Below are 23,610 nucleotides of genomic sequence, written 5' to 3' on the forward strand. Positions count from 1 at the left end.
CACACCGCGGCCAGAACGATGATCGGCTGCCCTTTTCGGCGAACGGGGGCAACAGCGGACGACACGAGCCTTACCCGGACGCCCGCGCAAGCGCCGGGTGGACCATGTGGATCGTCTTGTTCCAGCGCGGTGAAGCCCCGCGCAAGGTCCCAAGATAGTCGACGAACGCGCGCTTCCCGGCGAGAATCGCGATCATGTTGGTGATCGGGATTCGCAGGATTGCGCGCACGCCCTCGGCCCAACCATACTCGCGTGCGGTGAACGCGAAGCGCCAAGCCGCACGCCAAACGAAGCTGGCCAAGTTCACCAGAACCAATGAAGACAAAGCGGCCGAAAGAACGAGCGGCGGGGCAAGATCGGCACGCCGAGCGAGCCATGCGACCGCGAATATCAGGAGAAGAAGGTAGGCAGACGCCATTATCAACGCGGCGAGCGGCCCTGTCCGGTCACGCATGCGCATCCACATATCCATCGGACGCGCGCGCCAGCCCAGGCGATCCCACGACTGGAAAGCGATGCCATGCACCCATCGGGTCTTTTGCCGCAGCGCGCCTTCCAGCGTATCGGGAAAGCAGGCCCGCGTCGCCACCAGACGTCCGTTGGCGCCCCGGCATCGAACGAAGCGAGAGCGACCGCCGAGCGCGGCTATGCCAAGACCCAGTTCGTAATCCTCGGTGAGGCATTCGGGCGCGAACGGACCGTCGCCGCCTCGCTTGGTCGAGAGTTCGGTCAGGATAGGTCTGCGTATTGCGCAGCCCACACCGGCAGTCGGAATGCCCGCGCCCAGCAGATCGCGGACGACCATGGCCTTGCCATGCGCTTCGGCAAATTCCTCGCAGTAGTGCGAGGCGATCCAGCGCGAATGCGGCAGCGGCTCGGGGAGAACGGGAAGCTGCGCCAGATCGTGCGAGCCGATGGCATCGTCGAGGAGGCCCAGGGCTGCCGGATCCACCATGTCTTCGGCATCGTGCATGATCACCATGCGAACCGCCTGGCCGCTCCGCCGCTCGTCGAGCTCGAGCGCTCGGTAGAGGCGGTTGAGACAATCCGCCTTCGTGCTGGGTCCGTCGCAATCGTGAATGACCAGCCTGAGCCGAGTGTCGCCGCCGGCAGCCTCGATTACCGCCTCGGCCGTCGAAGGGTCGTTGCGATATGTGCCGACATACAGACGCAGTTCGGCCTGTGGCCACGCCGCCAGGGCGTGGCGGACGGTCGCCCCGATCACCCCCGCTTCACGCCAGGCGGCAATGAACACCGCTGCTTCGCCGGCTAACGGAACGGGTGCAGCGCCAGTTGCGGGCAGTCGCCGGGTTTTCGCGCGACCCGACACGCGCATGGCAAGCCAAATCACATCGACGGCAAACTCGTCGATGGCGCCAATGAGGAAAAAGAAGCCGGCGAACAACAGAAGTTCGTGCTCGACAAGCACAAGCCATTCACCGGGCGTGACTAGCCCATTCGGCAATTGCGACCCCTGTATTGCCCTTACAGGGGAGCTAACGACCTAAAATAGCACTTGCAACGAAGAATGCAGCTAGGCTTTTGTCTATATTAAGCAATTTTGCCGCCACCGGACGCAATCGAAAAATCGATCACTCAGGAACCGAACGGTCTTCTTACGCCGGACAGCGGCTATCGCGCATCGGCGGCGCGCTGGTGCGCGTCTGCCAGCTGCCATCGGGCGCCTGATACTTTTCGCCCCGAGCGGTCCGCGCGATGGCGAGGCAGCCTGCAGTCAACGCATATTCCTCGAGCGTCGCGTTGGCCGCGCGCGCCTTTTCGGCATAGACCGCCCGGCGCTTGATGTTGATGTCATCGACGATGCGCTGGAGCGACGCGTTGCTCGCGCCCACGATCCCCAAGTAGCCGTCCATCTTCTCGCCAACCTGGCCGGCCGAGCGCGCGGCATCGTAAGCCGGGTCGCGCTGCGCGAGCGCTGGTGTGGCGACCAAAAGGGTCGCGGCAATCCCGGCAATCGCACCGGTCAACAACTTACGCATCAGAAGATGTCCTCATTCTCGTCGATCGTATTGCCCGCGTCAGCCGCGAGCCGGTAGATCACTTCCTGCCGAATATTGACGTTGAGCTCGATCACGATGGGCTTGTCGGGAGCGGTTACCTGCACACATCCGCCCACGAACGCCACGCCCAGCATGGCCGCAGCCCGGCTCAACACCGGCACCTTGCGCCATGCGGTCCTCTGCCCTCCCCCGATCATGCCGGGGGTTGTCGCAAGCCCGCAAGGCTTGGTCAATTCGCAGTGCATCATGGATCGGTCTCGCTTTCCGAGGTCTGAACGGGCGGTTGGTCGGGAATAAGGTCATCTGGCGTGACAGCTGGCGGCGGCGGCCTTACGGCGCGCTGCAGGACCTTACCGTCGTCGGTCAGCAATCCCAGTTCACGCGGGTCGCGCACGGAGGCCGGGTCGTACATCGACTTGATCGACGTGATCAGCTGATAAAACGGCGCGGTCACGTTGACGTTGAAGCGGATCGGAAGATTTTCGAACCGCCGGGTGATGAAGTTGCGCTGCGCCCCGGCGCCTTGCCTGACGCCGTCGAAGCGCACCTTGGTTACGATCTCACCCGTCAAATTGCCGTCCATCGCGATCGACATCTGGCGGTAATCGAGCGATTTGAGTGCATCAAACGCGAAGTTCGCCATCGTGCCCAGGTTTTCGCGTGTCAGTTCCCCAACGTACGACACGTTGCCGCCCGGCTCCCTGGCGATCAGGAGGCCGCCTTCGATGCGTCCGTTGCCGTTGCTGTCGAACACGATCGGCATGGTGCCGTCGAAGGTCCCCGTCGCAGCGAGGTTCGACAATTCCATCCGCTGCACGAACTGGGCGGCCTCCAAGCCCTCGATCTCGAATATGTAGCGTCGCTCCTCGCTCGCGCCGAGCGTAAGGTTCGTGCTGCGCAATGTCAGCGTTCCTCCCATGAACGGCCAGGTCGCGCCCTCGACACCCAGTATCTGGCCATTCTGCAAGGCGAATACGAGTTCGCCGTCCGTGACTTCGATGCCAGGATTGACCGCGCCGATGCGAATCCGCTGACCGGGCGCGGTGGTCAGGTTGATCAGGTCGGTGAATTCGACCGTCCCGCTGGCCCCTTTGACCGGCCCGAATGCGGCTGCAAAATCGATGCTGTCGCTGCTGAAGCTGCCGGTGCTTGTCACACCTGCAGCGCTCCAGTCGATCCGTCCCGTGCCGCGAACCGATCCGCGTGCATTCGCCACGACGCCAAGCGCAAGCGGTGTAAGAGTTACGGGTTGCAGGCGCCTATCGAACAGCAGGTCGCGTCCAGCTAGGTCCGCATGGCCCACTCCGCTGGCAAGGTTGTGGACGATATCGACCTCGGTCACAGCCCGCCGGGATGCGGGTTCGAGCAGGGTCGCTTCCGCAACGATAACGTTGTCGCGCAGTGCCAGGGTGGCCGCTTCCGACACCAGCGGATTGAAACGCGGTGACGCCTGCCGGTCGACAAGGCGGAAACTCGCGCCGTCGAGGCTCAACGCGCCGTCGGCATAACGCCAGTCTCCGGAAGCGTTCTCGAGGTTCATCGGGACCTGGAACAACCGTATGTCCGAGTCCTCGAAGCGGCCCGATATGTCGCGGCCCAGCGTGGCGGTGAGATCCGAAATGCGGAACGTACTCGCGGTCGCGACCGGCCCCAGGCTCACATCCACCGCCTTCGCGCTCATCGCGCCGGGATAGGCGAAGCCCACAGCCCCGGTCTTCAGCCGTATCGGCGTTTCGGCCAGAGTGCCCGCGAGGTCGAGCGAGGGAGCACCGGCGGCAATCCGCAATCCCCGCGCATCCTGGCGCAAGATAGCCTGACCGGTCGCGGGACACAGGGTCAACCCGCGGCGCTCGAGGTCGAGGGACGCGACCGATAACCTGTCGAATGACACGTCGATACAACGGTTCCAGAGTGCGAGGCCGCTCTGCGTTGACCAATTGCCGCTGATCGGCAGCGCCAGGTTGCGCGTCTCACCGCCCGGCAGCGGACCGCTGGCAATCACCCTGCCCGAGAAGCCGAGCGCACCGCCAGCAGACTGAGCCAGGACCAGCTCGGGAACCGTCAGAGAGCTGGCCCCTGCCGCATACTCTGCCATTCGCAGCCGCAGCACCGCGCTGCCGCCGGTGGCACGCTCCATCCGGCCGACAATCCGCGGTAGACCTTCGCCGCCGGTCGCCAGATTGCCGGAGAGTCGCGGCAGGCCAGCACCCGAGGAAGTGACCTCGACACGGTTGAGCGACAGCAGCGTCGCCCCGCTCCCGCCGCGCAAAGCGGCCTGGGGCACCTGCAGACTCAGCACGTCACCCGTCTTGCGGGCCGAAATCGTGGCGACGAAACTGCTCGCTCGTGCTTCGCGGGAAAGCGCCGCGCGGGTCTGGCTTACAAGTGGCGCGACAAAGGTGTCCTGCGCCGAACGCGCGGTGCCGGCCAGCAAAGCGTCTAGGCCGTCGCCCAGCCGCACGCCGTTGCCTTCGACATCGGCCTGCGCATCTATGGCGCCGAAACCGTCCCGTCCGCGCATCGTACCCTTTGCAGTAACCAGCGCCGCCCGGGCCTGCGGATGGGCCACCCCGCGCGCGGCGAGCGAGTATCGCGTGGTCAACGATCCGTCGCGCCATGCCCCAGTCAGCGTGCCGTTGATGCCACTCGCCCGGGTTCCTGCCCCAGACACCGCGCCGGTCTGAAGGCGGCCCTCGCCCTCCATACCGGCAAGGTCCTTGTCGGCCGTGGCGTCGACCACGAAACTCGCGTCCGCGAGACTCAGTCCCTGGGTGGGGCAGGACAGCGACCCAACCCTAAGCGGACCGTCGATCGTCGGCTTGCCACCCGCCGTGGTCAGTTTGCCATAGAGCGTCGCACCACGTGCAGAGCAACCGCCAGCTTCGATCGCCGGAGCCGTCATCGCCAGAATACCGGAAAACCCGCTGTCGAGTGGACCCGCTCCGTCGGCCTTGATCCCGATCGGACCCCAGTCGCTTTCCACCACGCCGCGGCCATCGACCAGCCTGAGGTCCAGTGCCGGCAGTCCGGGCGGTTTTCCTGTCTCCCGGAACAGCGCCTTGTCGAGGCTACCGAAGCTCAGTGTACCGCCGCGCAGCGAGCCGTAGAGCCGCGGGCGCACGAGCGTGACGCGGCCGAGCGTCGGCGTGCCGAGGCGATAGTGGATCGCCACTTCGGCTCGCTCGATCGTCATGTCGGGGCCTGCGGGATCGCCTACGACTATATCGGTCAGGACTTGGCTATAGGGGCCGATCCGCTCGATCTCGTAAGTCGCGGGAATATCGTAGGCGCTCAGCTGGTCCTCGATGAAATTGCCTGCGATGCGCTCACGCGAAAGCCACAGTGCGCCGAGCGCGACGATCAGCGCAATCGCCACGAACGCGAGCACGCGCGGCCAGCGCCGACGCAGTCGGGCTGACACGGCCTGTTCCACTTCGCTTTCGGCCTCGGCCATCGACCCCCACTTGCGTGCGCGCCCGCCCGAAGGCAATGCGCTGGCAGATCAACGCGATGACGGGGGAAAGGTTGCCGCAGGCTGAAGGCGAGGCGTCCGATAACGGTCATGCGGGTCATCGATCCCGGCTGCGCCAGCGCCTGCTGATGGGCGGCGCGGAAGCGCTCGCCGATTACGAAGTACTCGAATACCTATTGTTCGCCGCCAATCCACGAGGCGACACGAAACCGCTCGCCAAGGCTCTGCTCGCGCGGTTCGGGACGCTGGCGGCCGTGCTCAACGCGGAAGCGGGCGCGCTTACCCAGGTCAATGGGATGGGCGAAGGCGGTGCAGCCGCGCTCAAGGCGGTGGCGCTGGCCGTGCGGCGCATGGCGCGCGGCGAAGTGCAGGACAAGCCGGTGCTGGGCAGCTGGCAAGCCCTGCTGGATTACCTGACGATCGACATGGCCCACCTGACGGTCGAACGGGTTCGCGTTCTCTACCTCGACACGTGCAATAGGGTTCTGCGCAAACGCGCACAGGTGATAAACCTAGAAGGGCCAGTGTTCATTGGCGCGCAGACATTACGGTGATAGTTCGTAAATCACATTGAGTGTGGGGGAACCATGAACAAGCTTAGTGTTGCTCTGGTCTGCATTGCATGCGCGGTTATGCCCCAAAGTGTTCAAGCTGCGCCCGCTAAGGTCGAGTGCGTTTTCAAGACCGGGATGGGCAAGGATTGGCCCATGACTTTTGTGTTTGATGAGCAAACGAAGAGCGTCACTGTGCGGGATGCTCTTATGCCAAAATACGATTCTACAGTTCGTGCGACCTACAATCCAGAGACCGTTGTATTTTCCAAGAACTCGATACAGGTCTTCGAGGTTAATCGTGTGACGCTCGTGGCTCGCCGCACGATTCTAGATGAGAAAATGCAGGAGCAAGTCGTCACCTGCAAACTAGGAGACAGCCCAGCAAGGGCATTTTGATTTCGCTTCTTTGCTGTCTCTGAGCGTTATCACCTAAGTAGCGCAACTAATCCTAGCACCCCGAAAATAACCCAGCGGATGATGCTGTGCCAAACCCAAGTGTGCTGGTGATGCACAGTGGTTTGTCTCTCTGGGGGAGGCTTGTGGGGCGGCAGGACATACCAGGACACTGCAGGGCGCTGCGCTTCCTGTGGCTGCTGGGGCAAGTTGTCCTTGGACTTCGGGTTGCGCACTTCCATTTCCTCGCTCGGTCAGAAGGCGCAGTGCGCCCTTTAATTTCTGTCCAGTGCGAGGGGATTAAGGAAGTCCTCCCCTCACCCCAAGAAACGCACAGAATCAGCCCGCTTTGCAAGGTAAAGTTTTCCCCACGCGGCCTCTATCCACAGGCTCCCGCCGGCACTTTGACCTACCGATTAGGAAAAGATGATTTCGTAACAATGCCTTGGTTGTCGTCGAAGGCCAAACGCCACGTGGGGGCAATTGCCACCCATTTGTGTCTAACGGCGGTATCACCAATCAAAGACACTGGCGTTCACCCCACTGGTAAATCCCAACGGGTTGCGGCCCTTTGTGAGGTTCAGATAGGGTGGGTTCTTCAAAGCCAAAGGAAATGCGCGATAATGAGCGGGATTCTCAAATTGGGAATTGCTTTAGCGGCGACAATCCTTGTCTGGCCAACAGCCAGTCAGGGAGCAGGTGAGCCGTGGAAGCGCTTTTGGCTGCTCGGTGGTCTTCACCAAGGCATGACGGAAGATGAGTTCAACGCTGCGGTCGTGAGCAACAAGGCAGTTGTGACAAATCCCATCCCCAACAGCATCACCAAGGGGGTCAAGATTGGCGGCACCGACTATTGGGTTATGTTTTGCAACGGGGAGCTGACCTACGCATCCTGGATTCTCAATAATAACGATGAGCTTCTCAAATCGATGAGCGAGCGGGTTAACCAACAAGGGTTCAAGCTCTCGAACTACAAGGTGGCCTCTGGCTACAACGACGCAGCTAAGACCGATAATAATGGGCTGGAAATGAGATTTGAAAACCCAGAGCGCGAATTTTCTGTCACCTATAACCTGTTCCCCGGCAATGGGCAGATTACACTTCAGGACTCACGTTACGACGATTCTTTTAATTGTGCGAAGGACGCAAAGTAACGCATCGCTGAATTTCGCTATAGCACTTTAAAATGAGGCGAATGCGTGTATTCTACCGACTCTTGCGGAATACACGCACCACTCTCAAGCCGTTGAAAAACAACGAAAATGGCTTGATTTTTTCAGTCGTAGCCATGTGGACACCCGCAACCGCTTGATAGTGGATCATCACGTCGGCGACGGCTCGATCGACGAGGCGGCGATCCACCCGCGCGAGGTCGTCCGCAAGGCGCTCGACGTGGGTGCGGCCGCGATGATCCTCGTGCACAACCACCCCAGCGGGAATCCCGAGCCCAGCCGGGCCGACATCGAGATCACACGCCGCATCGCCGAGGCCGGCCGCCTGCTCGGCATCGTGGTGCACGACCATGTCATCGTCGGTCGAGAGGGCCACTCGAGCCTGAAGGCGAAAGGCCTTATTTAGCGCTCAGCAGACCGTACTGCGCATATTCGGCGCGGAGCCCCGGACGCCGACGGAACGCTTCGGCAAGGTCAACCGCACCGCCCTCGTCGCCCAGCTTCTCACGCACCAGCCCTCGCAGCAGCAACGTTTCTTCCTGTCCGGGATTACGGGCGAGGACAGCCTCTGCATCTGCCAGTGCGGCATCGAGCTTGCCCAGGCGCAGATTGGCAAGCGCACGGCTGTCCAGCACGGCAGGGGAATAGTTCGCAGCGATCACTGCCGCGTCGCAATGCTCTGCGATGGTGTCCAGTCCGATTTCCCAGATGCCTGACAACCAGCAGCGCTGATTCAGAATGGCGGCATCGCCAGGACGCTCGGCTGCGAGTTCGGCAAGCGTCGCCAACGCCTCGTCGCCCCGGCCCAGCCGACTCAAAAGGTCTGCGCGGGCGTTGAGGAGCCGGGGCCGATCGTCTCCGGCGGTTTCCAGCGCACGCTCGACCAAAGCGAGTGCCTCGGCGGCCTGTCCGCCCAGTCCCATCGAATACGCGAGGTCCACGACCCTTGCGCCGCCAGGCTCCAGTTCGGCGGCCTTGGCATTATCGGCAATTGCTCCGGCAAAGTCGCCCAGCGCTTCCTTCGCGCTGCTACGCCTAGCGAAATAATCGGCATTCGCGTCGATAGCGATCGCCGCATCCAGGTCCCCAATTGCCCGCTTGAAATCGCGCAGACCCGACCAGAAGCTGGCCCTGCCGAAAAGGTACCCGGCTTCGTCCGGATTGTCGGAGATCAGCTTTTCGTAAGCCCTTTGTATCGGCGCAAGGCGCTCGCGATCCTTCAGCCCCATGTCCCAAGAGCGTTTCGCATTGACCGGCGCACGCAGTCGCAGTCGGTTGGATGACAGCTCGGCAAATCGCGATTTCTCGCCCGCGATCTGGTCCGGTGCGATCTCGCCGCCGGTCGTAGCGACTTCCTCGACAAGGCGGAGGGTGGAGCCGGAAAGACTGGCGGTGCGGTCGATGGTCGCGCCGGCAGCATTGCCGCGGAGCGTTGCGCCATCGAGGGTATAGCCTTCGACTGCGGGCAACTTGACCATCAATTCGGTACGGCGGCGATCGGCTTCTCCCAGCACGACCGGGATGTCCCGCCAGATCGCGCGACTGCGGTTTCCTTCGAACGAAAGCGACGTCGAGGGAAGGTTCGGAACATATTCGGCCCGCCGCTCCTGGCGGTTGAAGTATGAATCGGCCATTCCCTTCGCGCGCAGGGTGACGGTTCCGCTGGCAGGATCTGTAGTCAGGCTACGCTCGTAGATCGCAGATTGGCCCATGATCGACATGGCCAATTGGTCGAGTATCTCGTCGCGCTCCTTGCTGTCGGGCAATTTCTCGAGCTGCTGGAGCATCGCAGCTCTCTGTCCCGAATAGCTTGCCGAAAGCTCGAACAAAGCCGGAAAATCGATTCCTGCGGACAGGTCGATGGTGTTGGCGACGATGGACGTCGGCGTTGCCGGCGCAACGTCGGCCAATCGCATCAATTCGGCGCCTTCCGAGCGAACGGGAAGCGCCCACTTGAAGGGCGGCACGTCTTCAAGCTGTTCCACCGACGAACCCAGCCCGGTTCCGTCGAGCCACAGGTCGCGCCCATCGATCCGAGCGCGCACGAGGACATGGTCGAAAGCTCCTGGCATCGGTAGCCGTTCGAACACCGAATCGCCGAAGCTGGTGCTGACCATGACCGGTTCAGATTCGATGCCCAGTTCGCGCAGCATTGCGATCAGGAGCAGCGTCTTGGCCTTGCAATCGCCGTATCTCATCTCCCAGGTATCGACCGCAGTCTGAGGGACATAATTTCCCCCGTCGAGGCCGTTTGCAAAGTAGGCGATGCGGTCCTGCACCAGATTGAGCGCGGCGGCCGCGCGCGTCTTGGGATCCGAACTGGCAGCCGCGATGCGCGCGACTTCGGCGGCGATTGGCCCCTCCGGGGCGATTGCCGTGGACGTGTCATAGAGCGGCGCCATCGTCTGCGATACTTGCGCCCATTCGGCGAACGAAGTCATCTGCAGCAGGGTGGGACCGTGATAGCGGGGTGGTGCATCGCCGGGCATCTCTTCCGGCTTGGAACGCGGAACCACCACTTCGACCTGCCGATAGCCCGATCGCGTTGTGGGCTCCGGTAATGCGAAGCGTGGACCCGCGGACACCTTGACCTGCTGACCTTCGGGCCAACTCATCCGCAGTCTGCCGATCCCCGGAGTGATCGGCATGTATGGGACCGCGTTGACCTCCTGAACGAACCCGGCCAGCGCCTTGTCGGACTGCGAAACGGAGTAGCTTAGACGCAGGATATCGCCGACACGCGCCCCGGCCACGGGCATCGTTGCGGTGAGCAGGCCGGTAAGGGTTCGCTCCTCGAGTTGCTGCTCGCGGCGCAAAACCGTGAAACGGGCCGTCTCGAGCAGGTCGATTTCTGCCCCGTCACGCACCAGCGCGGCGCGGTGGACGATAAGGTCGCCCTTGTCCGGAAGCCATTGCGCGTTGAGCGTGCCAAGCCGTGTAAGCTGCTGGGGCGTCTCGATCTTTATCGCAAGGTCCATGTATTTGGTGACGGTATCGCCGTCCACTCGGACCTGCATATCCTGAATGATCACCGGACCCCTAGCACGGGGCGCAGCGGCGGTCAGATCGGCAATCTCCACCCAGTCGTGTGCAGCGGCGTACTGCGGAACATCCGATGCGTGGCTGGCAGACGCCAACAGGATTGCCGTTACGGCAGCGAAGCGATGAAGCATTTGAACGACCCCCTTTTACGGCAACGTGCCGCAAGCATATGGTATGTCGCACCAATCCGGCTCGCACAAGTTGGCGCACGCGGTCAGCGGGCTGAGGTCGGACCGTCTCTGGCGGCCCGCTGGGCGGTTGCCTTGCCCGCCGTGCGCCCCTAGCGGGTCCTCGCACATTCCCAACCGGAGTCGATGATGGTCCCCCGCTACGCCCGCCCCGCCATGACCGCGATCTGGGAGCCGGAGGCGCGCTATCGCATCTGGTTCGAGATCGAGGCGCACGCGACGGAGAAGCTGGGCGAGCTCGGCGTCGTTCCCGAAAGCGCGGCGAAGGCCCTGTGGGACTGGTGGGAGACCGATCCGGAGATCGACGTCGCGGCGATCGACGCGATCGAGGCCGTGACCAAACACGACGTTATCGCGTTCCTGACCTGGGTGGCCGAGCAGGTGGGCGACGAGGCGCGGTTCATGCACCAGGGCATGACCAGTTCGGACGTGCTCGACACGACGCTTGCGATGCAGCTCGCCAAGGCGAGCGATCTGCTGCTCGAAGACCTCGACCAGCTGCTCGCCGCGATCCGGCGTCGTGCGGAAGAACACAAGTACACGCCCACCATCGGCCGCAGCCACGGGATTCACGCAGAGCCGGTGACATTCGGGCTTAAGCTGGCGCAGGCCTATGCCGAATTCGCGCGGTGCCGCACCCGGCTCGTCAACGCGCGGGCCGAGATCGCGACCTGCGCGATCAGCGGCGCGGTAGGCACCTTCGCCAACGTCTCGCCCGAAGTTGAGGCTCACGTCGCCGAGAAGCTCGGCCTTGCTGTCGAACCGGTCAGCACGCAGGTCATCCCACGCGATCGGCACGCGATGTTTTTCGCCACGCTCGCGGTGATCGCGGGGTCGATCGAGCGTCTTGCGGTCGAAATCCGCCACCTCCAGCGTACCGAGGTGCTCGAGGCAGAGGAATACTTCTCGCCCGGGCAAAAGGGCTCCTCAGCCATGCCGCACAAGCGCAACCCGATTCTGACCGAGAATTTGACGGGGCAGGCCCGCATGATCCGAGCTTATGCCCTGCCCGCGCTCGAGAACGTCGCGCTGTGGCACGAGCGGGACATCAGCCATTCCTCGGTGGAACGGTTCATCGGCCCGGATGCCACGATCACGTTGGATTTCGCGCTCGCGCGGCTAACCGGGGTCGTCGACAAACTGCTCGTCTATCCCGAACGCATGCAGAAGAACCTCGACCGGATGGGCGGCCTGGTTCACTCGCAGCGGGTGCTGCTTGCGCTCACCCAGGCGGGTGTCAGCCGCGAGGACGCTTATTCTATCGTCCAGCGCAACGCGATGAAGGTATGGGAGTCGGACGGTGCGCTCAGCCTCCTCGAACTGTTGAAGGCCGATCCCGATGTGACCGCGGCGCTTTCGGCGGCGGAGCTCGAAGAGAAGTTCGACCTCGAGTACCACTTCCGCCAGGTCGACACGATCTTCGCCCGCGTGTTCGGCTGAACCAGCCCACCCTTCCCAACTTCCGCCATCGCGGTTAAGCCAGCCAACAGGCACCACCGGGGAGCAATGCCGAAATGCAGATCGTGCGCACAATATTCTGGGTTCTGTTGCTCGTTCTTCTGCTCGCCTTCAGCTTCTTCAACTGGAAGCCGGTCGAGGTGCAGATCTGGGATAACCTGGTCCTGGAAACCAAAGTTCCGGCGCTCGTCATCGTGTCGTTCCTGATCGGACTGGTGCCGATGTGGCTGATCCACCGCGGCATGAAGTGGCGGCTGCACAGGCGCATAACCGCACTGGAGACGGCCGCCCGCAACAACGCCGTCGCGGCACCGACCACGACCGTGCCTGCAGACGAGCCGACGCCGGTCTCGCCGTCGCCCGCGCCGCTGCGCACACCGCCAGAGCCGCCTCGCCCGGACCCGCTCGACATCGACGAACCGCACCGGTGAGCAACCCGGTCTACCTTGCGCTCGACCTGCCTCGGCTCGACGACGCCAAGGCCCTTGCGACGCGGGTCAAGGCGCATGTCGGCGGGATCAAGCTCGGTCTCGAATTCTTCTGTGCCCACGGGCACCACGGCGTGCACGAGATCGCGCACATCGGCCTGCCGATCTTCCTCGACCTGAAACTGCACGATATTCCCAACACCGTGGCCGGTGCCATGCAGGCGATTCACGTGCTCGAACCCGCCATCGTGACCGTCCACGCCGCCGGCGGACGCGCGATGATGGAGGATGCCAAGGCAGCGGCAGGCAACGGGACCAAGGTGGTCGCCGTGACGATGCTCACCAGCCTGGACGAGCGCGATCTCATGCGGACAGGCGTCAACGGCAGCGCCCACGACCAGGTGATGCGCCTCGCCGAACTGTCCGAGGCGGCCGGCCTCGACGGGATCGTCTGCTCGGGGCACGAGGTCGGCGCGGTTCACAAGGAGTGGAAGCAGGGGTTCTTCGTGGTACCCGGCCTGCGCCTTCCCGAGGCCAGTGTCGGCGACCAGAAGCGCGTCGTTACCCCGCGCAAGGCGCGCGACGACGGAGCGAGCGTCCTCGTCGTCGGCCGTCCGATCAGCCGGGCCGACGATCCGGTGATGGCTGCCCGCGCGATCGAGGCGACACTCTGACGTCATGACGAAGAGACTAGCGAAAGTGTGCGGGCTCAATACGCCCGAAGCCGTCGATGCGGCAGTCGACGCCGGCGCCGACTATATCGGCCTGGTGCATTACGAGCCGTCGCCGCGGCACGTGACGCTCGATCAGGCGCGGGCGCTCAAGGCGCGGGTCCCGACCTCGACCAAGGTGGTGCTGCTGCTGGTCAACATGCAGCCCGCGCCCACCGCTCAGGCGGTCGACGCGGTGAAGCCCGACGTTGTGCAGTTCCACGGAGGCGAATCGGCCCAGTGGCTCGGCCTGCTCAAGCCGCAGGTCCGGCAGGAGCTGTGGAAGGCGATCGGCGTGAAGAGCGCGGATTCGCTGCAGAACGCACTACGGTTTCGCGGCGCGGTCGATCGGCTGCTCTACGATGCCGCACCGGGCGTGCTCCCGGGCGGCAACGGGGTCGCGATCGACTGGACCCTGCTCGCCGGGTTCCGGCATGAACTGCCGTGGGGCCTTGCAGGGGGCCTCAATCCCGACAACGTCGCCGAGGCGATCCGCATTTCCGGCGCCGAACTGCTCGATGCATCGAGCGGGCTGGAAAGCGCACCGGGCGTAAAGGACGCGGGTAGAATCCGGGCCTTCATTCAGGCGGTCCACGCCGTCTGACAGGAAAGGTCTCTCGACTTCCAGTTCCGCCGACGGCAAGGGACCGTTCGATGGAATCGACACCCAACTCCTTCCGCAACATGCCTGACGAGCGCGGGCATTTCGGCGACTACGGCGGGCGCTACGTCGCCGAAACGCTGATGCCGCTCATCCTCGAACTGGAGACCGCCTACCGCGCGGCGCAGGCCGATCCGGCGTTCGACGCGCAGTTTCAGGACCTTCTGGAACATTATGTCGGGCGTCCCAGCCCTCTCTATTTTGCGGAGCGGCTCACCGAAGCGCTCGGCGGCGCGCAGGTGTGGTTCAAGCGCGACGAGCTAAACCACACCGGCGCGCACAAGATCAACAACTGCATCGGCCAGATCCTTCTCGCGATCCGGATGGGCAAGAAGAAGATCATCGCCGAAACCGGCGCGGGCCAGCACGGGGTCGCCACCGCCACTGTCTGCGCGCGGTTCGGGCTGCCCTGCACGATCTTCATGGGCGCGACCGACGTCAGCCGCCAACAACCCAACGTGTTCCGCATGAAGCTGCTTGGCGCGGAGGTGATCCCGGTCACCAGCGGCGCGGCGACGCTGAAGGACGCGATGAACGAGGCGCTGCGTCACTGGGTCGCAAACGTCGAGGACACGTTTTACATCATCGGCACCGCTGCCGGTCCGCACCCGTATCCGGAGATGGTGCGCAACTTCCAGAGCGTGATCGGCAAGGAAGCGCGCGAACAGATGGTGAGCCGCACCGGCCGCCTGCCCGACCTGTTGGTCGCGGCGATCGGGGGCGGCAGCAACGCCATTGGGCTGTTCCACCCGTTCCTCGACGATGCGGACGTGAAGATGCTCGGCGTCGAGGCGGCAGGGCACGGACTCGACAAGGAACACGCCGCGTCGCTCGCGGGCGGATCGCCCGGCGTGCTCCACGGCAACAAAACCTACCTGCTGCAGGACGCCGACGGCCAGATAACCGAGGCGCACTCGATCAGCGCGGGCCTAGACTACCCCGGTATCGGACCGGAGCACGCGTGGCTCAAGGAAACGGGCCGCGTCGAATACACCTCGATCACCGACGACGAAGCGCTGGACGCCTTCCAACTCCTCTGCCGCACCGAGGGCATCATTCCCGCACTCGAACCCAGCCACGCTATCGCCGCGGTCGCCAAGCGCGCCAAGGAGATGGACCGGGACGCGATCATCCTCGCCAACCTATGCGGTCGGGGGGACAAGGACATCTTCACCGTGGCCGAGGCGCTGGGAGTGGAGATGTGAGGCAGCCCACCTTGGCCGAAGTGGGCCGCTTCATCTCGATCGTTTTCGGCGTGCTGCTGATAGTCAAGTTGGCCCGGGTCGCGCTTTTCGACGGTGCTGGCGAAGATATCGGCGGTGGCGATATCGCTGTCGCGATCGGCGTGGCGGTCGCGATCATGGGCGGATGGCTGAAAAGGCGAAAGATCTCCGAATGACCCGCCTCGCCTCCGCTTTCGCCAAAGGCCGCCCGGCGCTCGTCTGCTTCATCACCGCAGGCGACGGTGACACCGCCTCGAACCTCGACGCGCTGGTCGATGGCGGCGCGGACGTGATCGAGCTTGGCATGCCGTTCACCGACCCGATGGCCGATGGCCCCGCGATCCAGGCGGCGAATCTGCGCAGCCTGGGCGTGGGCTCGACCACGCGCGACGTGCTGCTGATCGCCAACGAGTTCCGCGAGCGCCACCCCGACGTGCCGCTGGTGCTGATGGGCTATGCCAACCCGATGATCCGTCGCGGGCCCGAGTGGTTCGCCGCCGAGGCCGCCGCGTGCGGCGTCGACGGAGTGATCTGCGTCGACATCCCGCCCGAAGAGGACGATGCGCTCGGTCCCGCGCTTCGCGCGAAGGGGATCGATCTGATCCGCCTCGCCACGCCCACCACCGATACCGCCCGCCTGCCCACCGTGCTCGATGGCTCGTCGGGCTTCGTCTATTACGTCTCGGTCGCCGGAATCACCGGGCTGCAACAGGCCGCCACCGCCTCGATCGAGGATGCCGTCGCCCGCCTGAAGGCGGCGACCGACCTGCCGATCGCGGTCGGTTTCGGCGTCCGCACGCCCGAACAGGCCGGCGCCATCGCGCGGGTTGCCGACGGCGTGGTCGTCGGTTCCGCGCTGGTCGAACTGTGCGAAAAGCACGGCACCGCCGCCCCCGAACATATCCGCGCATTGACCGCTTCGCTCGCCGAAGCCGTTCACACCGCTCGCAAGGAGATCGCCGCATGAGCTGGCTGAGCCGCGTCCGCAACTCGCTTCCCTTCGTCGCCAAGCGCGACACGCCCGACAATCTCTGGATCAAGTGCCCGAGCTGCCAGGAGATGCTGTTCGTCAAGGAGTACGAGGACAACCTTAACGTCTGCCCGCGGTGCAACCATCACGGCCGCATCAATGCCGACAAGCGGATTGCGCTGCTGCTCGACCCGGGTTTCGAACTGCTGCCGCAGCCCACGGTCAAGGAAGACCCGCTCAAGTTCAAGGACACGTCGAAATACACCGACCGCCTCAAAAAGGCGCGCGCCGCGAACGCCCACCACGATGCTTTCAGCGTCGGCTCGGGCGCGATCGACGGCCGTCCGGCAGTCGTGGGCGTGCAGGACTTCACCTTCATGGGCGGCAGCATGGGCATGGCGGTCGGCACCGCGTTCTGCTCGGGAGCGGAGCGGGCGCTGACCCGCAAGTGCCCCTACATCGTGGTGACCGCAGCGGGCGGCGCGCGGATGCAGGAGGGCATTCTGTCCCTGATGCAGATGCCCAAGGCGACCGTGATGACCCGCCGCCTCAAGGCTGCCGGCCTGCCCTACATCGTGCTGCTGACCGACCCGACGACCGGCGGCGTCACCGCGAGCTATGCCATGCTGGGCGACATCCACATCGCCGAGCCGGGGGCACTGATCGGTTTTGCCGGCCAGCGGGTGATCCAGGACACGATCCGCGAGCAGCTTCCCGAAGGCTTCCAGCGCGCCGAATATCTCCACAAGCACGGCATGGTCGACATGGTGGTCGAACGGAAGGACCTGAAGACGACGCTGGCGACGCTGATCGACTATCTGGCTCCCAGCAAGGCCGCCTGATTTATCCAAGCGGGGGCATGAGCGGCGCATGAAGGACTTCGCCACTTCTTCCGATGCCGCAGTCCAGGCGCAGCTCGACCGGCTCGCCGCGCTCAGCGTGCCCGACGGGCGGCTGGGGCTGGAGACGATCCGCACGCTGCTGAATCGGCTGGGCAATCCGCATTTGCGCCTGCCGCCGACCTTCCATGTCGCCGGGACGAACGGCAAAGGGTCGACCTGCGCCTTCCTGCGGGCAATGCTGGAGGCGCAAGGATACCGGGTCCACGTCACTACCAGCCCCCACCTCGTGCGCTACAACGAACGGATCAGGCTTGCCGGAAAGCTGATCGAGGATGCCCATCTGGCTGCCCTGCTCGACGAGGTCCTCGGGCAAGTCGAGGGGCTCAATCCTAGCTTCTTCGAAGTCACCATAGCCGCCGCCTTCCTCGCCTTCAGCCGCGCGGAGGCCGATGCCTGTGTCGTCGAGGTCGGCCTCGGCGGACGGTTCGACGCGACCAATGTGCTGGGGCCGGAGGTTCTCGCCGCCTGCGGTATCGCCGCCCTGGGGATCGATCACGAACGGTTCCTGCTCGCGCCGGAGGACGGGGTACCGATCGAGCCGATGGCGCGCATCGCTTTCGAAAAGGCGGGGATCGCGAAAAGGGGCGTGCCGCTGGTGACACTCGCTCCCGGATACGACTATCCGCCCGAGGCGGCGGAGGCCATCCGTATCGTCGCGATGCAGGCAGGATCGCCGCTGTTCCAGCGCGGCGAACACTGGGACGCCCAGCCTGTCGATCCGCTCGCGCGCTCCCCTGCGAGCGTCAGCTATGTCGACGAGCAAGGCCGTTTCATCGTTCACGGCTCGGCGCTGCACGGGCGACACCAGGCGGCGAATCTCGGCCTGGCCATTGCGATGCTGCGCCACCAGCGGCGCCTTTCCATCGGACAGGCGGCGCTCGCTTCGGGTCCTTCGAAGGCCGATTGGCCCGCGCGGTTGCAGCGGCTTGCGGCCGGGCCGCTTACGGGCAACCGCGAGGTCTGGCTTGACGGCGGCCACAATCCGCAGGCGGGTGCAATGCTGGGAGAGCAGTTTGCGAGCCAGCGCCTGCATCTTGTAATCGGGATGATCGAGGGAAAGGATCCGGGCTCGATCATCGGACCGCTCGCCGGCTCGCTTGCCAGTATCACTGCCGTGCCGGTGCCGGGGCACGACTGGCACCGTGCGTCGGCTTTTGGGCCCGAGGCGCGCCCGGCATCCGACGTTGCCAGCGCCATTTTCGCCCTGCCCGACGACGGGCTACCGATCCTGATCGCCGGTTCGCTTTACCTTGCGGGTGAAGTACTTCGACTGAACGCCGAAGTGCCGAACTGACCCGTCGAACCCGGTCGGCGCCGCGGCGGCGACCGTCGACTTGTTCCCAACGAGGGGTCGACCTTCCTACGCCGTCGATGCGGCAATCGCAGGGTCGAGCGCAATCACGCCGCTCTCGCGCCCGGCCCGCGCTTCGCGGATCCACTCCAACACGCATAGGACCACCGCCACCACGCCGATCAGAGCGGTGAAAATGAACACGTAGTAGTATCCGCGCGTTTCGATCATCTGGCCGAGCGCGCCGCGGCCCAGTGTGCCGATCAGAAGCGTAAGGGATGCGAGAAGCGCGAACTGCACCGCCGCGTATTTCTTGGCCACGATGCTCGAAAGCCATGCGATGTAGGCCGCCCCGGCGATGCCGATCGCAAGGTTCTCCCAGAAGATGGTGAACGACAGCCTTGCCAGTCCTTCGGACGGCGGCGCGGCGACGAAGAACAGCGGTGCCAGCCAATTCGCCGTAGTGTTCACCAGCCAGGTGAAGCCGATCGCATCGCTGCCTGCCTGCATCGCGGCCCCGCCCACCGCGAGGTTGGCGTAGAGCAGGTTGGTAGCCGCGGCGATCACCGCACCGAGCGTCAGCATGAACATGCGCCCGAACACGGTGATCAGCCATCCGCCCAGCGCCAGGCCGATCAGGATGGCGAAGATGCCGAGGATCTTGGAAGCGAACGCCACTTCTTCGCCGGTATAGCCCAGTTCGCCGAGATAGAACGGATAGGCGAACACCCCCCAGACCGAGTCTGTGATCCGATAGGTCAACACCAGCGCAAGGATGAGCACCAGCGACCAGCCCATGCGGGAAACGAATTCCACCAGCGGTAACACCAGCGCGCGGTACAGGTGGTCGGTGAACTTGACCGCGTGGCCCGCCCCGACACCGGGAGCGGCGGCAATCACGTTTATTCCGTCCCGCTTCTGCTTGACCACCCACGCGGCGATGAAGGCAGGCAGCACGATGGTCGCAAGAACGATCAACGGGCCGAAGGTGGTGGTGAATTCGGTCACGTCGGGACGGTTCTCTGGGGTAGCCGTCATCGACCAGACCATGAACACGACCACCGTCCCGATCGCCAGCGCCCAAAGGATGCCGACGGCCAGGAGAGCGCGGTTGCGAACCCACTCTACGACTTCGCCCTGGTTGTGGAGTTCGGCCACCTCGTCATGATTGGCGGCAGCGTTGGCAACCCGGTCGCCCGACACGCGGGCATCGGGCGCGAACAGCGCCGCGACGCCGATCGCCAGCATGAAGCCGCCGAACATCACGTACATGAACGGCCAGCCGTATCGTTCTGCGAGGATAAGACCGATCGCCCCGCCGACCAGCGAGGCAAGCCGGAAGCCCATCTGGGTGATGGTGGACAGGATATCGATCGTCGCCACTTCGTCCGCCACGTCGATCCGCCAGGCGTTGATGCCGATGTCCTGGGTAGCGCTGGCGAAGGCTCCGATCGCTGCGAGCAGGCTGAACAACCCAAGCGCACTCTTCGGGTCGAGCGAACTCATGACCACCAGCGCGATGCCGATTATCAACTGCATCGGCGCGATCCACTGCTTGCGTTTGCCCAGCCTTCTCAGGACCGGAATGTCGACCTTGTCGAGCAGCGGAGACCACAGGAACTGGAAGGCGTAGGCCAAGCCGACCAGGCTGAACACGCCCATGGTCTCTAGATCGACCTCGGCCTCGCTCAGCCACGCGTAGAGCGTGCCGAGGAACAGCGCGGGAGGTAGCCCTTGGGCAAAGCCGAACAGCAGCATGAAGCCGCTTTTTCGGTTGTTCATCGCCCGCGCGAGCGTGCGCCAACCCGGCTTCGTCGCTGCTGCTGCTTCGGCCATTCCCCGCGCGTCCTTCCCGTGACCTTCAATTCGTGCGACACTTAGCGTGGGAAGAGGAATAGGGAAGCGTCGCATGAACGAGGCCGTAACCGCGCCGGGGAAAAGGCCGACCGCGGGCCAGCTTGCGCTCGCCGAAGCGCTGGCGTGCGGCGACACGCGGTCGGCAAGCGGCATCACTACGGTGCCCGCCAGCGTCTATACCGACCCCGATCATTTCACGCGCGAGAAGGCCGCCTTGTTCGGCCGCTTGCCGCAAGTCCTCATGCCGAGCGCATTGATCCCCGACCCGGGCATGGCGGTGCCGCACGATCTGTCCGGCAAGCCACTTCTCGTGACCCGCGACAAGGAAGGCGCGGTCCATGTCTTCCTCAACGTCTGCCGCCACCGCGGCACGCGCCTGGTCGAGGGGCAGGAGGCCGAGTGCGTCGCCCGGCTCGTCTGTCCCTATCACGCGTGGACCTATCGCCTCGACGGTGCTCTGCTCGCCCTGCCCCGCCCGGACAGCTTCCCGGGCCTCGACAAGGGCGACTACCACCTCGTCGAACTCCCGAGCTGCGAGGCAGGGGGCCTGATCTGGTACTCGCCGATCGAAGACGCGGACTTCACGTTCGCCCGGACATTGGGCGAGGACATGGATGCGTTTGGAGCGCGCGACCACTTCCTGTTCCGCCGCAAGACCCACACGGTCGCGGGAAACTGGAAGCTCATCATGGATGCCTTCCTCGAAAGCTATCACGTCACGCGGCTCCACGCGAAGACGATCGGGCCGTTCTTCAAGGACGGCGTGACCAGCGGCGACATGATCGGGCCCCACGCCCGCAGCGCAGTGGGGCGGGTAGACGAACTCGACGGGATCGACCTGTCCGACATGGCGGCGCTGCGCCGGCGGGTCACGTTCGCCTACCAGCTTTTGCCCGCGACGATCATCATTCCCAGCCCGGATTACATCAACGTGATGGCGCTGTGGCCGCAGGCGGTGGACCACACGCTGGTCGAGGACTTCATGCTGATCCCCGAACCGCCCGCGACCGACAAGGCCCGCGACCACTGGGAACGAAGCTGGGCGCTGCTCGACGGCGGGGTCTTCGCAAGCGAGGATTTCCGCGCCGCCGAGCTCGGCCAGCAGGGCCTTTCGACCGGGGCCGTACCGCACCTGACGCTCGGGTCGCTGGAAGGCGGTATCCGCCGCTTCCACGACACGGTGAGCGAGGCGTTGCGCGCGGCCAATTGAACGCCTAACCCGCGCGCCATGCCGAAATCCGACAAACCCGCTGGCGTTGCCCCCGCCGGCGACCGCCCTTCCGGTGAGCGCATCGCCAAGCTCCTTGCGCGCGCGGGCGTGGCGAGTCGGCGCGAGGTCGAGCGGATGATCGCCGAGGGGCGCGTCGCGATCGCCGGCAAGGTGCTCGATACCCCGGCGACGATCCTGCCCAATCTCAAGGGCGTTACGGTGGACGGGAAAGCGGTCGCGCAGGCCGAACCGGCGCGGGTGTTCGCGTTCCACAAGCCCTCTGGCCTGATCACGGCGGAGCGCGATCCCAAGGGACGCCCGACGATCTACACCGCGCTGCGCAACGCCCTTCCCAAGGGTGCGCCGCGAGTGATGCCGGTGGGGAGGCTCGACCTCAATACCGAGGGGCTGCTGCTCCTCACCAACGACGGCGAACTGAAGCGCGCGCTGGAGCTGCCCGCCTCGGGCGTGCCTCGCACCTATCGCGCCCGCACTTTCGGCACCGTCAGCCAAGCCCAGCTCGACGAACTGATCGAGGGCGTGGAGATCGACGGCGTGCGCTACGGCAAGATCGAGGCCGATCTGGAACGCGGCGCGCGGGAATCGGGCGGCGGACGCAACCAGTGGATCCTGCTGACGCTGACCGAAGGCAAGAACCGCGAAGTGCGCCGAGTGCTCGACTATCTCGGTCTGCAGGTCAGCCGCCTGCTGCGCGTGGGCTACGGCCCGTTCAACTTGGGCGACCTGCCCCGCGGCGCCGCGGCGGAAATCCCCCAGGTGCAGGTCGAAAGGCTGCGCAAGAGTCTGCGGACGTGAGGGTCATTGCCGGCGACTGGCGCGGCCGCAAGCTGGTCGCCCCCAAGGGCGTGGCCACCCGCCCTACCGCCGACCGCACGCGCGAAACACTGTTCAGCATGCTGACGAGCCGCCTAGGCAGCTTCGACGGATTGAACGTGGTCGACCTGTTTGCAGGGTCGGGCGCGCTCGGGTTCGAGGCGCTGTCGCGCGGTGCCGCATCGTGCCTCTTCGTCGAACACGACCGTGCCGCGCTCGATGCGATCCGGGCCAATGTCACCGCGCTCGACGCACGCACCCGCGCGAACGTGATCGCAGGATCGGTGATGACGCTGGGACCGGCAAAAGCGACTTACAACCTGATCATGCTCGATCCGCCCTACGGCACGGGTGCCGCTGGCGTCGCTCTGGACCGGCTGCTGCGATTAGGCTGGATAGCACCCGGCACCTGGGTAGCGTCGGAGACGAGTGCCAAGGAAACACTGGAAGTTCGCGGTCTCGAAATCGATGCCGATCGCAAGGTGGGCAAGGCGCGCCTCTGGCTTCTGCGACTGGCCGAGGATTGACCCTCATACGAAAAGGGCGCCACCCGGCAGGTAGCGCCCTCATCTCGTTATCGAGAAAGCCTCAGTTCTTGGGCTTCATCTCGCTGGCAGGCTGCCCGGGCCAATAGTTGAGCGGGCGGTTGCCGTAGTTCAGCCCGGCCTCGCGCGGGTTGACGCAGCTATCCTGCATCTCTCCGCGGCACGGAGGATATTCGGCGTTAGCGTTGGCTGCAGCAGGCGTCGTCTGGACCACCGAGGTGCTGACGAACTGGGGTTCACCCGCAACCGTATTCGTGGCCGCAGCCGTCGTCGCGACCTGTGCGGTCGTCGAGGCACTGGCCGACGGCATCGTGCTCATCTGCCGTTCGATCGCGGCCCAGGCACTCGTGCGCTGTTCCGGAGCCATGGCGTAGATCTGCGTGCGCTGATCGTCGGTCAGCATCCACCAGCCTTCCTGCTGGGGTTCTGTGAGCGTCCAGTAGTACACCTTGTAGTCGTTCGGCCACGCAGTGTAGGTTGTTTGGCGGTCCGCCGGCCAACCATCGTAAATCACCTGCTGGGGCGAGGTCAGCACATACACGTCGCCCGTGGCGGTCACGGCCATGTCCTGGGCAATGGCGGGAGTGGCAAAAGCCAGTGCCGCGGCACCGGCAAGGATCAGTGTCTTCATTACAATTCTCCGAACTTCCGATTGCCGCATCTACGCGCACGCTTCGCA

The 23,610-nt window shown here is 64.5% G+C and carries 21 protein-coding genes and 2 pseudogenes; 16 read left to right on the plus strand and 7 right to left on the minus strand.

The annotated features are described in order from the left end of the window. Positions 1-70 precede the first annotated feature (70 nt). From AR323_RS10730 to AR323_RS10745, 4 genes are all read right to left on the minus strand, one after another. The gene (locus AR323_RS10730; protein WP_235510562.1) at positions 71-1,429 is read right to left on the minus strand and encodes a glycosyl transferase family protein; all 1,359 of its coding nucleotides are present in this window, start codon (positions 1,427-1,429) and stop codon (positions 71-73) included. Between the two features lie 187 nt (positions 1,430-1,616). After that, positions 1,617-2,000, minus strand: a complete 384-nt coding sequence (locus tag AR323_RS10735; RefSeq protein WP_123321833.1) for a YdbL family protein — start codon at positions 1,998-2,000, stop codon at positions 1,617-1,619. After that, positions 2,000-2,218, minus strand: a complete 219-nt coding sequence (locus AR323_RS14990; protein WP_057883969.1) for a YnbE family lipoprotein — start codon at positions 2,216-2,218, stop codon at positions 2,000-2,002. Before AR323_RS14990 ends, AR323_RS10735 begins: the two co-directional genes overlap by 1 nt. Before the next feature lie 47 nt (positions 2,219-2,265). Then, a complete protein-coding gene (locus tag AR323_RS10745; RefSeq protein ID WP_057883970.1) occupies positions 2,266-5,475 on the minus strand; it encodes a YdbH domain-containing protein in 3,210 nt (1,069 codons plus the stop codon). Between the two features lie 56 nt (positions 5,476-5,531). On the opposite strand from AR323_RS10745, the pseudogene AR323_RS10750 reads away from it, so the two are divergent. From AR323_RS10750 to AR323_RS10765, 4 genes and pseudogenes are all read left to right on the plus strand, one after another. Next, positions 5,532-5,981 (plus strand): annotated as a pseudogene (locus AR323_RS10750) (JAB domain-containing protein); the annotation flags it as partial. 99 nt (positions 5,982-6,080) lie between these two features. Then, the gene (locus tag AR323_RS10755) at positions 6,081-6,443 is read left to right on the plus strand and encodes a hypothetical protein (protein ID WP_152980327.1); all 363 of its coding nucleotides are present in this window, start codon (positions 6,081-6,083) and stop codon (positions 6,441-6,443) included. 620 nt (positions 6,444-7,063) lie between these two features. Then, positions 7,064-7,594, plus strand: coding sequence for a hypothetical protein (locus AR323_RS10760; protein WP_057883972.1), 531 nt, complete (start codon positions 7,064-7,066; stop codon positions 7,592-7,594). 64 nt (positions 7,595-7,658) lie between these two features. Beyond that, positions 7,659-8,018, plus strand: a pseudogene (locus AR323_RS10765) (JAB domain-containing protein); the annotation flags it as partial. On the opposite strand, the gene AR323_RS10770 reads toward AR323_RS10765, so the two are convergent. Further along, positions 8,011-10,785, minus strand: coding sequence for a DUF3857 domain-containing protein (locus AR323_RS10770; protein ID WP_057883973.1), 2,775 nt, complete (start codon positions 10,783-10,785; stop codon positions 8,011-8,013). The pseudogene AR323_RS10765 and the gene AR323_RS10770 overlap by 8 nt on opposite strands. Before the next feature lie 186 nt (positions 10,786-10,971). Between AR323_RS10770 and purB the strand changes: the two genes are divergently transcribed. The 9 genes from purB (at position 10,972) to AR323_RS10815 (ending at position 18,488) form a co-directional block, all read left to right on the plus strand. Further along, positions 10,972-12,282, plus strand: coding sequence for an adenylosuccinate lyase (gene purB, locus AR323_RS10775; RefSeq protein ID WP_057884124.1), 1,311 nt, complete (start codon positions 10,972-10,974; stop codon positions 12,280-12,282). A 74-nt stretch (positions 12,283-12,356) separates the two neighbouring features. Next, a complete protein-coding gene (locus AR323_RS10780) occupies positions 12,357-12,731 on the plus strand; it encodes a DUF1049 domain-containing protein (RefSeq protein WP_123321834.1) in 375 nt (124 codons plus the stop codon). Beyond that, entirely contained in the window at positions 12,728-13,402 is a 675-nt protein-coding gene (pyrF, locus tag AR323_RS10785) for an orotidine-5'-phosphate decarboxylase (protein ID WP_057883974.1), read from the plus strand. The genes AR323_RS10780 and pyrF overlap by 4 nt, the downstream gene beginning before the upstream one ends. Positions 13,403-13,406: 4 nt before the next feature. Then, positions 13,407-14,042, plus strand: a complete 636-nt coding sequence (locus AR323_RS10790; protein WP_057883975.1) for a phosphoribosylanthranilate isomerase — start codon at positions 13,407-13,409, stop codon at positions 14,040-14,042. 50 nt (positions 14,043-14,092) lie between these two features. Next, complete coding sequence (trpB, locus tag AR323_RS10795) at positions 14,093-15,304, plus strand: tryptophan synthase subunit beta (RefSeq protein WP_057883976.1); 1,212 nt, start codon at positions 14,093-14,095, stop codon at positions 15,302-15,304. Then, positions 15,301-15,498, plus strand: coding sequence for a hypothetical protein (locus AR323_RS10800; protein ID WP_057883977.1), 198 nt, complete (start codon positions 15,301-15,303; stop codon positions 15,496-15,498). Before trpB ends, AR323_RS10800 begins: the two co-directional genes overlap by 4 nt. Then, positions 15,495-16,289 (plus strand): tryptophan synthase subunit alpha, encoded by a 795-nt coding sequence (gene trpA, locus AR323_RS10805; RefSeq protein WP_057883978.1) that lies wholly within the window; start codon positions 15,495-15,497, stop codon positions 16,287-16,289. The genes AR323_RS10800 and trpA overlap by 4 nt, the downstream gene beginning before the upstream one ends. Then, complete coding sequence (gene accD, locus AR323_RS10810) at positions 16,286-17,134, plus strand: acetyl-CoA carboxylase, carboxyltransferase subunit beta (RefSeq protein ID WP_057883979.1); 849 nt, start codon at positions 16,286-16,288, stop codon at positions 17,132-17,134. The genes trpA and accD overlap by 4 nt, the downstream gene beginning before the upstream one ends. Before the next feature lie 28 nt (positions 17,135-17,162). Further along, entirely contained in the window at positions 17,163-18,488 is a 1,326-nt protein-coding gene (locus tag AR323_RS10815) for a bifunctional folylpolyglutamate synthase/dihydrofolate synthase (RefSeq protein ID WP_057883980.1), read from the plus strand. Positions 18,489-18,554: 66 nt separating this feature from the next. On the opposite strand, the gene AR323_RS10820 is transcribed toward AR323_RS10815, so the two are convergent. Further along, positions 18,555-20,321, minus strand: coding sequence for an AmpG family muropeptide MFS transporter (locus tag AR323_RS10820; protein WP_057883981.1), 1,767 nt, complete (start codon positions 20,319-20,321; stop codon positions 18,555-18,557). A 73-nt stretch (positions 20,322-20,394) separates the two neighbouring features. Between AR323_RS10820 and AR323_RS10825 the strand changes: the two genes are divergently transcribed. Genes AR323_RS10825 through rsmD form a run of 3 tightly spaced genes read left to right on the plus strand, consistent with a single transcriptional unit; the run spans position 20,395 to position 22,913 of the window. Beyond that, positions 20,395-21,552 carry an aromatic ring-hydroxylating oxygenase subunit alpha gene (locus AR323_RS10825; protein ID WP_057883982.1) on the plus strand — a complete coding sequence of 386 codons (1,158 nt, stop codon included), beginning with the start codon at positions 20,395-20,397 and terminating at the stop codon, positions 21,550-21,552. A gap of 18 nt (positions 21,553-21,570) precedes the next feature. Next, positions 21,571-22,368, plus strand: a complete 798-nt coding sequence (locus tag AR323_RS15155) for a pseudouridine synthase (protein ID WP_057883983.1) — start codon at positions 21,571-21,573, stop codon at positions 22,366-22,368. Further along, positions 22,365-22,913: a 16S rRNA (guanine(966)-N(2))-methyltransferase RsmD gene (rsmD, locus tag AR323_RS10835; RefSeq protein WP_057883984.1), complete on the plus strand. Its 549-nt coding sequence runs from the start codon at positions 22,365-22,367 to the stop codon at positions 22,911-22,913. The genes AR323_RS15155 and rsmD overlap by 4 nt, the downstream gene beginning before the upstream one ends. A 61-nt stretch (positions 22,914-22,974) precedes the next feature. Here rsmD and AR323_RS10840 read toward each other — a convergent pair whose 3' ends face one another. Further along, complete coding sequence (locus tag AR323_RS10840) at positions 22,975-23,562, minus strand: hypothetical protein (protein ID WP_057883985.1); 588 nt, start codon at positions 23,560-23,562, stop codon at positions 22,975-22,977. Positions 23,563-23,610: the final 48 nt, after the last annotated feature.

Origin of the sequence: Tsuneonella troitsensis (genome assembly GCF_001441535.1) — a bacterium.
GTDB lineage: Bacteria > Pseudomonadota > Alphaproteobacteria > Sphingomonadales > Sphingomonadaceae > Tsuneonella > Tsuneonella troitsensis.